The 12,400-nt window shown below is 74.6% G+C and carries 11 protein-coding genes and 1 riboswitch; of the genes, 6 read left to right on the top strand and 5 right to left on the bottom strand.

Going from position 1 to position 12,400, the window contains the following annotated elements:
• Positions 1-137: 137 nt before the first annotated feature.
• A complete protein-coding gene (locus EAO77_RS24635; protein ID WP_005319113.1) occupies positions 138-359 on the bottom strand; it encodes a helix-turn-helix domain-containing protein in 222 nt (73 codons plus the stop codon).
• Positions 360-712: 353 nt separating this feature from the next.
• Positions 713-2,311: an ABC-F family ATP-binding cassette domain-containing protein gene (locus tag EAO77_RS24630; RefSeq protein WP_147990467.1), complete on the bottom strand. Its 1,599-nt coding sequence runs from the start codon at positions 2,309-2,311 to the stop codon at positions 713-715.
• Between the two features lie 285 nt (positions 2,312-2,596).
• Here EAO77_RS24630 and EAO77_RS24625 point away from each other — a divergent pair, with 285 nt between their 5' ends.
• Both EAO77_RS24625 and EAO77_RS24620 read left to right on the top strand, forming a co-directional pair.
• Entirely contained in the window at positions 2,597-3,484 is an 888-nt protein-coding gene (locus EAO77_RS24625) for a neutral zinc metallopeptidase (RefSeq protein ID WP_147990466.1), read from the top strand.
• 112 nt (positions 3,485-3,596) lie between these two features.
• Positions 3,597-4,004, top strand: coding sequence for a VOC family protein (locus EAO77_RS24620; RefSeq protein WP_147990465.1), 408 nt, complete (start codon positions 3,597-3,599; stop codon positions 4,002-4,004).
• A gap of 28 nt (positions 4,005-4,032) precedes the next feature.
• On the opposite strand, the gene EAO77_RS24615 is transcribed toward EAO77_RS24620, so the two are convergent.
• From EAO77_RS24615 to EAO77_RS24605, 3 genes are all read right to left on the bottom strand, one after another.
• The gene (locus EAO77_RS24615; protein WP_410088713.1) at positions 4,033-5,418 is read right to left on the bottom strand and encodes a hypothetical protein; all 1,386 of its coding nucleotides are present in this window, start codon (positions 5,416-5,418) and stop codon (positions 4,033-4,035) included.
• Positions 5,419-5,783: 365 nt separating this feature from the next.
• A complete protein-coding gene (locus EAO77_RS24610; protein WP_147990463.1) occupies positions 5,784-6,908 on the bottom strand; it encodes an alpha/beta hydrolase in 1,125 nt (374 codons plus the stop codon).
• 97 nt (positions 6,909-7,005) lie between these two features.
• Positions 7,006-7,689, bottom strand: coding sequence for a class II aldolase/adducin family protein (locus tag EAO77_RS24605; protein ID WP_147990462.1), 684 nt, complete (start codon positions 7,687-7,689; stop codon positions 7,006-7,008).
• A gap of 243 nt (positions 7,690-7,932) precedes the next feature.
• Between EAO77_RS24605 and EAO77_RS24600 the strand changes: the two genes are divergently transcribed.
• The 4 genes from EAO77_RS24600 to EAO77_RS24585 all read left to right on the top strand — a co-directional run bounded on the left by EAO77_RS24600 (position 7,933) and on the right by EAO77_RS24585 (position 12,271).
• Positions 7,933-9,177, top strand: a complete 1,245-nt coding sequence (locus EAO77_RS24600; protein ID WP_147990461.1) for an inorganic phosphate transporter — start codon at positions 7,933-7,935, stop codon at positions 9,175-9,177.
• 12 nt (positions 9,178-9,189) lie between these two features.
• Positions 9,190-9,411 carry a hypothetical protein gene (locus tag EAO77_RS24595; protein ID WP_147990460.1) on the top strand — a complete coding sequence of 74 codons (222 nt, stop codon included), beginning with the start codon at positions 9,190-9,192 and terminating at the stop codon, positions 9,409-9,411.
• Between the two features lie 196 nt (positions 9,412-9,607).
• A riboswitch (cobalamin riboswitch) is annotated at positions 9,608-9,682 on the top strand.
• Between the two features lie 127 nt (positions 9,683-9,809).
• Positions 9,810-10,760, top strand: coding sequence for a cobalamin biosynthesis protein (locus EAO77_RS24590; protein ID WP_187283427.1), 951 nt, complete (start codon positions 9,810-9,812; stop codon positions 10,758-10,760).
• Complete coding sequence (locus EAO77_RS24585) at positions 10,757-12,271, top strand: cobyric acid synthase (RefSeq protein ID WP_147990458.1); 1,515 nt, start codon at positions 10,757-10,759, stop codon at positions 12,269-12,271. Before EAO77_RS24590 ends, EAO77_RS24585 begins: the two co-directional genes overlap by 4 nt.
• The last annotated feature ends 129 nt before the right edge of the window (positions 12,272-12,400 follow it).

Raw genomic sequence — 12,400 nt, 5'->3', positions numbered from 1 at the left:
GACGCCTCCGGTTCGGTGCAGTGATGCCCGTGGAAATGAGCTACTGCACAGTAACCACCCGGGGGGCCGACCGGCCGCCCGGGTGGCCACCGCAGAAGAACCGGTGTACCGAAGGAGCCTTTCTGCTGTTGCGGAGGTCAGGCCGACGCGGCCTTCTTGCCCCGCGTCGCTCCGCCGCGTCCACGCAGGACGACTCCGGACTCACTGAGCATCCGATGGACGAATCCGTAGGAGCGGCCGGTTTCCTCGGCCAGCGCCCGGATGCTCGCCCCGGAGTCGTACTTCTTCTTCAGGTCTGCCGCGAGCTTGTCGCGCGCGGCGCCGGTCACCCGGCTGCCCTTCTTCAGAGTCTCGGCCACCCGTGCCTCCTCATGGGAAGTGCGCTCTGGACTTCTCATGATCACCCCTCCCGGGCATCCTGGCCACCCATTCGACAGGGTCAGTACGGAACGCTTGGGAACGGGACGCCCGGTCATCACGACCGGAATGCAATATTCCACTCGTGTCCACCGACGAAAAGATCCAGCCGCGGGGCCGAAATTGCTGGTCAGCGGCGCCTTCTGCGGCAAGGCCGGGGCAGGGAGCGGAGCGCACCCGTCCGCCACACGCCACGCCGCGGTACGAGACGTCCTCACACAGATGACGGAGCACTCGTAGGCCGAATGATCCATACGGAGTGGATCATCGGGGCCCCACCGGGCCCCGGCGCGCGTCAGGCGAGGGCCACCAGGTCCGCGTAGTCCGCGCCCCACAGGTCCTCCACGCCGTCCGGCAGCAGGATGATCCGCTCCGGCTCCAGCGCCTCGACGGCGCCCTCGTCGTGGGTGACGAGGATGACGGCGCCCTTGTAGGTGCGCAGCGCACCGAGGATCTCCTCGCGGCTGGCCGGGTCGAGGTTGTTGGTGGGCTCGTCGAGCAGCAGGACGTTCGCCGAGGAGACGACCAGGGTGGCGAGCGCGAGACGGGTCTTCTCGCCGCCGGACAGCACACCGGCCGGCTTGTCGACGTCGTCGCCGGAGAAGAGGAAGGACCCGAGGGTCTTGCGCACCTCGACCAGGTCGAGATCGGGCGCGGAGGAGCGCATGTTCTCCAGGACCGTGCGGTCCGGGTCCAGGGTCTCGTGCTCCTGGGCGTAGTAGCCGAGCTTGAGGCCGTGGCCCGGGGTGACCTGGCCCGTGTCCGGCTGCTCCACACCCGCGAGCAGCCGCAGCAGGGTGGTCTTGCCGGCGCCGTTGAGGCCGAGGATGACGACCCGGGAGCCCTTGTCGATGGCCAGGTCGACGTCGGTGAAGATCTCCAGGGAGCCGTACGACTTCGACAGGCCCTCGGCGGTCAGCGGTGTCCTGCCGCAGGGCGCGGGGTCGGGGAAGCGCAGCTTGGCGACCTTGTCGGCGACCCGGACGTCGTCGAGGCCGGCCAGCAGCCGCTCGGCGCGGCGGGCCATGTTCTGCGCGGCGACGGTCTTGGTCGCCTTGGCGCGCATCTTGTCGGCCTGCGAGTTGAGGGCGGCGGCCTTCTTCTCGGCGTTCTGGCGCTCGCGCCTGCGGCGCTTCTCGTCGGCCTCGCGCTGCTGCTGGTAGAGCTTCCAGCCCATGTTGTAGACGTCGATCTGCGAGCGGTTGGCGTCGAGGTAGAACACCTTGTTGACCACCGTCTCGACGAGGTCGACGTCGTGGGAGATGACGATGAACCCGCCGCGGTAGGTCTTCAGGTAGTCGCGCAGCCAGACGATCGAGTCGGCGTCGAGGTGGTTGGTCGGCTCGTCGAGGAGCAGGGTGTCGGCGTCCGAGAACAGGATCCGGGCGAGCTCGACACGGCGGCGCTGACCGCCGGAGAGCGTGTGCAGCGGCTGGCCGAGCACCCGGTCGGGCAGGCCCAGCGCGGCGGCGATCGTGGCGGCCTCGGCCTCCGCGGCGTACCCGCCCTTGGTGAGGAACTCGGTCTCCTGGCGCTCGTACTGCCGCAGCGCCTTGTCGCGGGTCGCGCCCTGGCCGGTGGCGATGCGCTCCTCGTTCATGCGCATCTTGCGGATCAGGGCGTCCAGGCCGCGGGCGGACAGGATCCGGTCGCGGGCGAGCACGTCGAGGTCACCGGTGCGGGGGTCCTGCGGGAGGTAGCCGACCTCGCCGGAGCGGGTGATCGTGCCGGCCGCGGGGATGCCCTCGCCGGCCAGGCACTTGGTGAGGGTGGTCTTGCCTGCGCCGTTGCGGCCGACGAGACCGATGCGGTCGCCCTTGGCGATGCGGAAGGAGGCGGATTCGATGAGGACGCGTGCGCCTGCGCGCAGCTCGATACCGGATGCGGTGATCACGGGGGAAGACTCCAGGGCGGTATGGACGGCGGAAGGGACGGGTGAGCGACGCTTCGACGCCGTCTAAGGCACAAGGAGAATTGCCATACGGCCAGTCTAACGGGGCACGGCAAGTGTTTTCCCGGGGTCCGGCGCACCGTGACCGGCGCCACGCCGCGCGACGCGGCCGCGGCACACGCCCCGCGCACGCCCGGACGTACCGGAGCGCGGGCGGCGGGCCGGGGCGTACCGGCCGATACTCGCCGGGAACGGCGGACGGCCGCCGCCGAAGGACGGAGGTCGCCCGTGCGGTTCGACGACGACGCCCGACTGGACACCTCCGAGGTCGGCGACGTGCGCGGCCGCGTCCCCGGCGGCCGGGCCACGGTCGGCGGGGGCATCGCCGGGCTCGTCGCCCTGGTCCTCGGCCTCCTCTTCGGGGTCGGCCCCGAGCAGCTGGGGCTGTCGTCCGGCGAGGAGGAGCCGGCGGTCACGGCGTCCTCGCAGGCGGAGGTGGCGCGCGCCTGCCGGCGGGGCTCCGACGCCGACGCCCGCGAGGACTGCCGGATCGTGGCGGTGGTCAACAGCGTGCAGGACTACTGGCGCGCCGAGTTCCGTCGCCGTCAGGGCCGGTACGCGGACGCCCGGACCGTGCTGTTCACCGGCCGGGTCGCGACGGCGTGCGGTGCCGCCACCTCGGCGGTGGGGCCCTTCTACTGCCCGGGCGACCGGCAGGTCTACCTGGACCTCGGGTTCTTCGGCGACCTGCGGGACCGGTTCGGCGCCACCGGCGGCCCGTTCGCGCAGGCGTACGTCGTCGCGCACGAGTACGGCCACCATGTGCAGAACCTCACCGGCGTCCTCGGGCGCGCGCAGGACGGCCGGCAGGGCGCCGGTTCCGCCGCCGTCCGGGTGGAGCTGCAGGCGGACTGCTACGCGGGGGTGTGGGCGCGCCACGCGACGACGACCCCGGACGGGACGACGGGGCGGCCGCTGCTGACCGAGCTCACCGAGGCGGACATCCTGGACGGCCTCGACGCGGCCGCCGCGGTGGGCGACGACCGGATCCAGCAGCGCCACCAGGGCCGCGTCACACCGGACACCTGGACCCACGGGTCGGCCGGGCAGCGGCAGGCGTGGTTCCGGCAGGGCTTCCGCACCGGGGACACGGCCCGCTGCGACACCTTCCGCTGACCCGGCGCACCGGCGGGGCGCACCGGCGGCGTCGGGCGCCGGACCGCGGCGGCCGGTGCCAGACTGAGACCTGGGTCACACCCATCAGCCGAACGGGCGAGGAGCGCACGCCATGCCGCAGTCACCGAGCATCTGTCCCACGCTGGTCTACGCGGACGCCAAGGCGGCCGTCCGGCAGCTGACGGAGGCCTTCGGCTTCACCGTCCACGCGATGTACGAGAACGAGGACGGCTCCGTCGCCCACGCGGAGCTCGCCTTCGGCAACGGCATGGTGATGCTGGGCAGCAGGGGCACCGGGAGCGAGTTCGACGCGCTGATGCGGGACGCCGGACCCGTCGGCGTCTTCGTCCACGTCGACGACGTGGACGCGCACCGTGCGAGGGCCGCCGGGCACGGCGCGGAGATCGTGACGGAGCCCGCCGACCAGGACTACGGCGCCCGCGACTACATGGCGCGCGACCTGGAGGGCAACATCTGGAGCTTCGGCACGTACGCACCGGGGGCGGCCGGCTCGTCGTAGACGCGGGCGGCCCCCGGTGCGGCCGGGGTCAGACGCCGCCGGTGTGCACCTGGAAGGCCGCGCGGCGCACCGCCTTGGCGAGCGCCGGGTCCGGGTGGGCGGCCGCGAGCGCGACGAGGACCTGGACCGTGCGGGGGTGCCCGCCGGCCCGGACCTCCTCGATCAGCGCGGGGACCGTGCCCTGCACCGCGGAGTCCAGGTGGCGCAGGAGCAGCTGCGGTTCGCCGTGGTCGGCGACGGCCGCCGCGGTGTCGACCCAGAGCCAGGTCGCCTCCTCGCGGGTGAGGACGTCGGCGGCGTCCTCCGGGTCGGCGCCGTCGTACTCGGCGAGCCAGAGCAGGGCGTAGGGGCGCAGCGACGGTTCGGACGCGGCCGCCCGCACCTCGGGCTCGGCCGGGGCTCCGACGACGCGCAGCGCCTCGAAGGCCAGGCCCCGCAGCAGGGCGTCCTCGCCGCGGGCGACGCCGAGCAGTTCGCCGACGGCGCCCGCCACCGTGCGGGCCGCGATCCAGGCCCGGTACTCGGCGCGGGCGGGGCCGGGCGTGAGGCGGGCGCAGCCGCGCAGCATGTCCTCCGCGGACTGCTCGATGTTGCCGGCCGGGCTCTGCGCGGCGACGCAGATCTGCTCCAGCTTGACCCACACCGCCCAGTTCCCCAGCGGAGTGAGCGTGGCCTGGCCCCGGTCCAGGGTCAGCGCGCCCACGGAGGCGAGTCCTTCCAGGGACCAGTCCAGCAGCGCCGACACGGGGACCTCGCCGGCCGCGGGACGGGCCGGTTCGGACGCCGGGGCCGAGGGCACCTCGCAGCGCTCCTCGCGCAGCTCGGCGACGCGCTGCTGGAGGAGGTCGAGGAGGGTCTCCGTCGGGACCGGGCCGGCCGAGAGCTGCAGCAGGGAGAGCACCTGCGGCACGGCCTCGACCACCTCGGCCACGGCGGTGGGCGCCACGTCGGCGGGGGCGGGGTGGGCCAGCGACCAGGCGTCGAAGAGCGCCACCCAGCCGCGCAGCACCGCCATGTCGTCGCGGTCCCAGGCGTGCAGCCGCCAGCCGGGGCGGGCGGCGTCGCCGTGCATCTCGATGAGACCGGCCAGCCGGGCGCGGTCCCAGCCCGCGCGCACCTCCTCCGGGGTCAGGTCCAGCGCGGCGGCGGCACGCTGCCGTGCCTCGGGGACCGAGCGGGCCGCGGCGGGACCGCGTTCGACGGCGGCCCAGCGTGCGATGCGCACGGCGTCGGCGAGGACCGAGCGGGCCTGGCGGGCCAGCTCGGCGGGGGCGGGCGTGCCCTCCGGCGGGCGGGTCGCCGGGCGGGTACGCCGGGTCGTCACGGCCCGTCGCGCACTGGCCATGGGACGCGGGCGGACGAGACGGAGTCTGGAGTTGCGCGCCAATTGCTCATCAGGCTTTCGGGACGTCACGGGAGCAGTCTTCCCGCTGACGGCCCGAAAGCCCAAACGGAACGGCACGGGACGGCTTCCGGAGCCCTCCCCCGGGCCCCGTGCCGGTCCCCCGCGGGCCGCCGGGGACCGGCACGGCGCCGTGCGGGCGAGGGTCCCGGGGACGGGTGGCGAAAGGCCCGCCGGCCCTCGGGGCGCCGGGCGCTGCTCGCGCCATGCGCCCCGGGGGCTGTCCCGCGATGCCGGGTGGATCGGCGCGCGGCGCCGGATGCGGTGCATCGCAAGGCGGCGGGCCGCCCTCGCACCGGGCGCATTCCGGCGGTTCGACGACGCGGCGAGGTGTCGCGGCTGTCGTCGCGCGCCCGCCGGGGAGTGCGGGACAGCCCTCAGGCGAGGGGGGTGAGGAAGCGCCGGAGCACCTCTTCGTAGCGGGTGGGGTCGGCGTTCCACATGGCGCCGTGCGGGGCGTGGTCCACGGTGTGCAGGGTGACCAGGTCCGGCCGCTCGTCGGCGAGGCGCCGCGAGCCCCGCCAGGGGGCGAGGGTGTCGTCGGGGCCGTGGAAGATCAGCGTCGGGATCCGGACGGCCAGGGGGTCCGCGGCCCCTGAGAGCCGGCCGGCGTGCGGTCCGGTGCGGCCCTGCGCGGCGCGGACGGCGAGCGGGAGCAGCGGGGCGGGTGTGCGGCGGGCGGTGATCAGGGCGCGCAGGGTCGCCTCCCAGTCCAGGACGGGCGAGTCCAGGACCAGTCCGCTGATCCGGTCGCGCAGCCCCGAGCCGACCGCGGCGCGCAGCGCCATGGCCGCGCCCGTGGACCAGCCGTGGATCACGACGCGCTCGGCGCCGTTGCGCACGGCGTGGCGGATCGCGGCGTCCAGGTCACGCCACTCGGAGTCGCCGAGGTGGCTGAGGCCGTCCGGCGGCCGGGGGGCGCCGAGGTCGCCGCGGTAGGCGAGGTTCAGCACGGGGAACCGCTGCCCGCGCAGGAACCCGAGGAGGTTCAGGGGGTGCTCCCGGGTGGTGCCGATCCCGTGCACGGTGATCACCCAGGTGCTGCGGGCGCCGGGGACGTACCAGGCCGGGAGGCCGCCGAGCTCCCCGGGGACGAGGACGTCGGAGAAGGGGATGCCGAGCGCGGTCGCCGGGTCGCCCTCGTGGAGCTGGGGGGTGATGCGGACCCGCGCTCCGGGGGCGAGGCCGTCGACCGCCCGGTCGAGCCGCCGCACCACGGTGTCGGCCGACGCCGCGGCGCCGCCGAGCACCGGGCCGACGACGGCGTGGACACCGGAGCCCGTGAGGCCGTAGGTCCCGGGGCGCAGGGAGGCGAGGCTGCGGGTGAGCGTGATCCTGCCGGGTTCGGTCCCGTGCACGGTCAGCCGCGGATCACCGGGCAGCGCGCGTCGGGCGGGCGCTCCGAGCGCGGCGCTGCTCACGTAGCGTCCTGCGGCGACCGAGGCCGCGCCGACGCCGATCAGGGTGGTGACGGCCGCTGCCGTCGCTGTAGCCGGGCGCACCGCTCCAGTGTCGGCAAGGTGGGCGACGACTGCCAGTGGACGGCCGTCGCTCCGGCGGCCCGGCGCCCCCGGAGCGGGGCGCCCGGCCCGTGGGGAGTCAGGCGGGAGGGGCGTCGGGCGGGCGCCGGCCGTAGTCGCGCAACCGGGTGGCCGCATCGGCGAGCTGGGCGTCGGAGAGCAGCGCGGGGGTGCGGCCGGGGACGGAGGAGGCGGTGAGCCAGAGCCGGCACATCCATTCGAGCTGGGCCGTGCGGTCGTACGCCTGGCCGAGGGTGTCCCCGTGGGCCACGGTGCCGTGGTTCGCCAGCAGACAGGCGGTGCGGTCGCGCAGGGCCGCCAGCATGTTCCGGGCCAGTTCCTCCGTGCCGTAGAGGGCGTAGGGGGCGACCCGGACGGGGCCGCCGAGGGCGGCCGTCATGTAGTGGACCGGAGGCAGCTCGGGGACCAGGGTGGAGACGGCGGTGGCGTGCACCGCGTGGGTGTGGACGACGGCCCGGGCGCCGGTCCGCCGGTACAGCGCCAGGTGGAGCGGGAGTTCGCTGGTCGGCACCATGGTCCCGAGGACCCGGTTGCCGTCCAGGTCGACCCCGAGGACGTCGCCGGGGCCGAGCCGGTCGTAGGGGACCCCGCTGGGGGTGACGAGGACGACATCGCCGTCCACTCGTACGGAGACATTTCCGGACGTGCCGACGACGAGACCCTCGGCGGCGGTCCGGCGGGCTGTCGCCACCAGCTCCCGCCACGCCTGTTCGATCGCATCGCCGTGTGCCTGAGCGGTCATGGGGCGATCCTGCCAGGCCGCCTCCCGGCGGCGCCGCCGGGCGCGTCACCGGGGGTCCGACGGGGCGTGCGCAACGCAGGGTGTTCGAGTGAACGCCCCCTGCGGTCGGCGGCGGCGCGGGACGGCAAACGGAACCTCTTGACGCCACTTGCGGACACCACAGCGCCCGGCCCAGTTCATCTTCCGTTCATCCAGGTTGCCTACGGTCCACACGTCAATGACGTCAAACGATTGCCTGGGTAAATGGAACACATCACCTTGCTGCTCGCGATTGTGATCGTGACAGCGCTCGTGTTCGATTTCACGAACGGTTTCCACGACACCGCCAACGCGATGGCGACGACCATCTCGACCGGCGCGATGAAGCCCAAGACCGCGGTGGCCATGTCCGCCGTTCTGAACCTCGTCGGCGCGTTCCTCTCCGTGGAGGTCGCCAAGACGATCTCCAGCGGACTGGTCGACGAATCAGGCATCTCACCTGAAGTCATCTTCGCGGCGCTCGTCGGCGCGATCCTCTGGAATCTGCTGACCTGGCTGGTCGGCCTGCCGTCCAGCTCGTCGCACGCGCTCATGGGCGGCCTCATCGGCGCCACCGTCGCCTCCGTCGGCTTCTCCGGCGTCAACGGCGGCGTCGTCGTCACCAAGGTGCTGATCCCCGCGATCGCCGCCCCGCTCGTCGCCGGTATCGGCGCGATGCTGGCGGCCCGGCTGACGTACAAGCTCGGCAGGAACACCGACGCCAAGGCCACGGCCACGGGCTACCGCGCCGGTCAGATCGCCTCCGCGGGCCTGGTCTCCCTGGCGCACGGCACCAACGACGCCCAGAAGACGATGGGCATCATCACGCTGGCCCTGGTCGCCGGCAACGTGGTCGCCCCCGGCTCGAACCCCCCGCTGTGGGTCATCGTCTCCGCCGGTGTCGCCATCGCGCTCGGCACCTACCTCGGCGGCTGGCGCATCATCCGCACCATGGGCAAGGGCCTCACCGACCTCCAGCCGCAGCAGGGCTTCGCCGCCCAGACCAGCGCCGCGAGCGTCATCCTGGCCTCCTCGAACCTCGGCTTCTCGCTGTCCACGACCCACTCCTGCTCCGGCGCCGTGATGGGCGCGGGCCTCGGCCGCAAGGGCGGCGTGGTCCGCTGGTCCACGGCCACCCGGATGTTCGTCGCCTGGGGTCTGACCCTGCCGGCCGCCGGCCTGGTGGCCGCCGCCTCGGAGTTCGTCACCAAGCAGGGCGACTGGGGCGTCGCCGTCGTCGCCGTCTTCCTGGTGGCGTCCTGCCTCGCGATCTGGATCGTCTCGCGCCGCCAGGTCGTCGACCACACCAACGTCAACGACGTCGAGCCGGGCGAGGAGGAGCCGGCCGGTGTCGTCACCACGGCCATGGCCGCCGTCGCCCCGCCGCCCGCCGGCGAGATCAAGACCACCATCCCGGCCCCGGCGTCCGAGCCGGCCGAGACCGAGCCGGCCCGCCCGGCCACGGTGTAAGGAAGCATCAGCATGAAGATCGACTGGGCAGCTCTCGGCTCCGTGTTCGGCGTGAGCCTCGTCGCCACCGTCGCCCTGGTGGGCCTGTTCACCCTGGGCATCATCGGCCTCAGCAGGCAGGACCCGGCCGGGCGGTCCGGCGGCTCCGCGGCCCTGGCCCGCACCGGCGCCTACGCCTGCTTCGCGCTGTGCGCGGCGGCCGTCGCGTTCGGCATCTACCTGGTCGTCGTCTGACGGCCGCACGCCCGGCCGCCCTGCGGCCCGGAGCACGTCCGGGAGCCGGGCGTGGCGGCACCCGCGCGGTGCCGTCGCGCCCGGCTCCCGCGCTGTCCGCGGTGTGGGTCTCGGCACACTGTCCCGCCGCAGGTCAAGGGTGAGTTGACGGGCGTACGCGGGCGTGGTGGACTGCCGGGGCCAATACGGCGGCAGCAGAGGAAGTCCGGTGCGAATCCGGCGCGGTCCCGCCACTGTGACCCGGGGAGCTCTCCCGGGGAGCCAGGAACTCTCACCGCCGGTCACGTCGAACCAGGGCGCGGACCCTGAGTGAGGACTCGTCGTCATGCCTGGCTGCGGTTCAGCCCTGCCCGCCGGACGCCACCCCTGGGGTCGCTGACCCCATGTGTGCCGAACGGATATCTGTGGACCGGACGTTCGCGTACGGAGCCGCCGCCGGCCTCGCCGCCGACCTGCTGCTCGGGGACCCGCGCCGCGGACACCCCGTGGCCGCCTTCGGGCGGGCCGCCGGCGCCGTGGAACGGCTGCTGTGGCGTGACCACCGCGGCCGGGGCGCCCTGCACACCGCGGTGTGCGCCGGGGGTGCGATCGGGGCGGGCCTGCTCGCCGCACGCGCCGTGCGCCGCTCCCCCGCCGCGTCCGTGGCCCTGACCGCCGCCGCCACCTGGGCCGTCGTCGGCGGCACCACGCTGGGGCGGGAGGCGCGTGCCGTGGGGGACGCGCTCGCGGCCGGGGACCTCGGCGCCGCCCGCGCCCGGCTGCCGCATCTGTGCGGCCGCGACCCGCAGGCCCTCGACGAGCGGCAGATCGCCCGTGCCGTCGTCGAGTCCGTCGCGGAGAACACCTCCGACGCCGTCGTCGGCGCGCTCGTGTGGGGCGCCGTCGCCGGCGTGCCGGGGCTGCTCGGCTTCCGGGCGGTCAACACCCTGGACGCGATGGTGGGTCACCGATCGCCCCGGTACCTGCGCTACGGCTGGGCCTCCGCGCGCCTCGACGACGTGGCCGGCTGGCCCGGCGCCCGGCTCACGGCCGTGCTCGCGGTGCTCGCGGGCCCCGATCCGCGGGGCGCCGTCCGGGCCTGGCGGGCCGACGCGGGGAAGCACCCGAGCCCCAACGCGGGCCCCGTGGAGGCGTCGTTCGCGGGCGCGCTGGGCGTGCGGCTGGGCGGGACCCTGTCGTACGCCGGGCGCGTCGAGCACCGGCCCGTCCTCAACGGCGGCGGGCGGGCCGTGGAGTTCGGGGACATCGACCGGGCGGTGCGGCTGTCGCGCCGTGTCGGCGTACTGACGCTGGCGGTCTGCGCGGGTGCCCGCCTGGTCCGCGCGGCGACGAGGGGGAGGCGGACATGAGCGGCGGACTGCTGGTCGCGGGGACGACGTCGGACGCGGGCAAGAGCGTGGTGACCGCCGGGATCTGCCGGTGGCTGGTGCGGCAGGGCGTGAAGGTCGCGCCCTTCAAGGGCCAGAACATGTCGCTGAACTCGTTCGTGACGCGCGAGGGCGCGGAGATCGGGCGGGCGCAGGCGATGCAGGCGCAGGCAGCGCGGGTGGAGCCGACGGCGCTGATGAACCCGGTGCTGCTCAAGCCCGGGAGCGACCGTTCCAGTCAGGTCGTGCTCATGGGCCGACCCGTCGGGGAGATGAGCGCGCGGGGCTACCACGGCAACCGGCAGCGGGAGCTGTTCGAGCCGGTGATGGCCTGCCTGGACGAACTGCGCGCCACCTACGACGCGGTGATCTGCGAAGGGGCGGGCAGCCCGGCCGAGATCAACCTGCGGCGCACGGACATCGTCAACATGGGCATCGCGCGGGCCGCCCGGCTGCCGGTGCTGGTGGTCGGCGACATCGACAGGGGCGGGGTGTTCGCGCAGTTCTTCGGCACCACGGCGCTGCTGGACGCCGGTGACCAGTCCCTGGTCGCCGGCTATCTGGTCAACAAGTTCCGCGGCGACGTGACGCTGCTGGAGCCCGGTCTGGAGATGCTGCACGGCCTGACCGGACGGCGGACCTACGGGGTCCTCCCGTACGCGCACGGCCTCGGCATCGACGAGGAGGACGGGCTGCGGGTGTCGCTGCGCGGCACCGTCCGCGAGTCCGTCGTCGCGCCGCCGGTCGGCGAGGACGTGCTCCGGGTCGCGGTCTGCGCCGTGCCGCTGATGTCCAACTTCACCGACGTGGACGCACTGGCCGCCGAACCCGGCGTCGTGGTCCGCTTCGTGGACCGCCCCGAGGAGCTCGTCGACGCCGACCTCGTCGTCGTCCCCGGCACCCGCGGCACGGTCCGGGCGCTCGCCTGGCTGCGTGAGCGCGGGCTCGCCGCCGCGCTCGCCCGGCGGGCGGCGCAGGGGCGGCCGGTGCTCGGCGTCTGCGGCGGCTTCCAGGCGCTCGGCGCGCACATCGAGGACGACGTGGAGTCCCGGGCGGGCGAGGTCGAAGGACTCGGGCTGCTGCCCGTGCGGGTACGGTTCGCCCGCGAGAAGACGCTGGCCCGGCCGGTGGGCGAGGCACTGGGCGAGCGCGTCGAGGGATACGAGATCCACCACGGCGTGGCCGAGGTGCTGGGCGGCGAGCCCTTCCTGGACGGCTGCCGGGTGGGGTCGGTGTGGGGCACGCACTGGCACGGTTCGCTGGAGAGCGACGGCTTCCGCCGGGCGTTCCTGCGACAGGTGGCGGCGCAGGCCGGGCGGCGCTTCGTGCCCGCGCCCGACACCGGATTCGCCGCGTTGCGCGAGGAGCAGCTGGACCGGCTGGGCGACCTGATCGAGGAGCACGCGGACACGGACGCGCTGCTGCGGCTGATCGAGCAGGGGCCCCCGGCGGGCCTGCCGTTCGTCCCGCCCGGTGCGCCGGCGGCGCGGTGAGAGGCGCGGGCGGGCCCGGAGGCGCGGTGGGCGCCGCCGCGGGCGGACCAGGCGGCGCGAGGAGGGCCGCCGCGGGGTCGCGGGCGGCACAGGGCCCCTGGCGGGCGGGGGCACCCAGGGACGTCGAGG

Origin of the sequence: Streptomyces sp. T39, from assembly GCF_008042045.1 — a bacterium.
In the GTDB taxonomy this organism is placed as follows: domain Bacteria; phylum Actinomycetota; class Actinomycetes; order Streptomycetales; family Streptomycetaceae; genus Streptomyces.
Note: the sequence above shows the minus strand (reverse complement) of the source record. Positions and strands in the feature narration are given on the sequence as shown.

Excerpts from the sequence above, each read along its gene's own strand:
- EAO77_RS24600 (WP_147990461.1), top strand. The coding sequence starts at position 7,933 with ATGGAACACATCACCTTGCTGCTCGCGATTGTGATCGTGACAGCGCTC.
- EAO77_RS24595 (WP_147990460.1), top strand. The coding sequence starts at position 9,190 with ATGAAGATCGACTGGGCAGCTCTCGGCTCCGTGTTCGGCGTGAGCCTC.
- EAO77_RS24585 (WP_147990458.1), top strand. The coding sequence starts at position 10,757 with ATGAGCGGCGGACTGCTGGTCGCGGGGACGACGTCGGACGCGGGCAAG.
- EAO77_RS24605 (WP_147990462.1), bottom strand. The coding sequence starts at position 7,689 with ATGACCGCTCAGGCACACGGCGATGCGATCGAACAGGCGTGGCGGGAG.
- EAO77_RS24620 (WP_147990465.1), top strand. The coding sequence starts at position 3,597 with ATGCCGCAGTCACCGAGCATCTGTCCCACGCTGGTCTACGCGGACGCC.